The organism is Streptomyces sp. NPDC101166 (assembly GCF_044768125.1).
In the GTDB taxonomy this organism is placed as follows: Bacteria; Actinomycetota; Actinomycetes; order Streptomycetales; family Streptomycetaceae; genus Streptomyces.
The window spans coordinates 1-1,072 of sequence record NZ_JBIWPF010000331.1; the positions used below are offsets into that span (position 1 = coordinate 1).

Annotated in this window: 2 protein-coding genes; both read right to left on the minus strand. The window is 67.7% G+C overall.

The window, feature by feature from the left end; all coding sequences use genetic code 11:
* Positions 1-443 (minus strand): serine/threonine-protein kinase (locus tag ACIRS4_RS38870; RefSeq protein WP_404205096.1); only part of this gene is annotated, 443 nt, incomplete at its 3' end.
* Positions 444-527: 84 nt separating this feature from the next.
* A partial coding sequence (locus ACIRS4_RS38875) for a M16 family metallopeptidase (protein ID WP_404205098.1) occupies positions 528-1,072 on the minus strand: 545 nt, incomplete at its 5' end.

A 1,072-nucleotide genomic window follows, 5' to 3' on the forward strand; every position in this document is an offset into this window, starting at 1 on the left:
CCCGCCTGCTGTTCGCGGGTCTCGCGCGCCAGCATGATGTTGGCGGGCTTGACATCTCGATGCAGCACGCCGACCCGGTGCGCGTAGTCGAGGGCGTCGGCGGTGGCGGCGACGATCTCGACGGCACGCTCGGCGGTCATGTCGGTGACCGATTCGGCTTCGATGCCGTCGACGTACTGCATGGCGATCCACAGTCGCCCGTCCTCGACGCCGCGGTCGTAGACGGTGACCACACCGGGGTGATTCAGCCGGGCCGCGAGGTCGGCCTCGCGTTCGAATCGAGCGTGAGTCTCGCTGTCGCCGTGGTACTCCGCGTTCAACAGCTTCAGTGCGATCCAACGCGGCAGGCGTGGATGGCGTGCCAGGTACACGGCACCCATCCCGCCGCGTCCGAGCTCACGTTCGATGACATACCCGGCGAAGTTCTCACCTGGTTCGACCACGACCCCTCCCATTCCGGCGAGGTGATCATAGCCACAAACGGGCATACCTCACCGGCGGCTGGAGATTACCGCCGAGTAAGTATTTCAGCCGACCAGATTCCGCACGGATGCGGGCAGGTCGCGGGTGCGCCGGTACGGTCCGGCCACCGCCGCCCCGAACGGTCGCGCCAGCAGGCTCGTCGCGATCGAGGACACCTCCTCGGTGGTGACTTCGTCGATGCGAGCGAGGGTTTCGGACACACTGCGGTGATTGCCGTAGCTGAGCTCCGACCGCCCGATGCGGTTCATCCGCGATCCGGAGTCCTCGAGCCCCAGCACCAGTCCCCCGCGCAGCGAACCCTTGGCGCGAGCGCATTCGGCGTCGGTGATGCCGTCGGCCGCCACCTCCTCGAGCACGCCGTGCGCCAGAGCGGCTACGCGACCGAGGTTTTCGGGCTGGCAGCCCAGGTACACCGAGAACGCGCCGGTGTCGGCGAAGGTGTCGACACTGGAGTACACCGAGTACGCCAGCCCACGCTCCTCCCGAATGCGCTGGAACAGCCGCGAACTCAGGCCGCCGCCTAGCACGGTGTTGAGCACCGACAACGGCCAGCGCTTCTCACCCTCGTGCCGGCCGAAGGCGCGGGTGC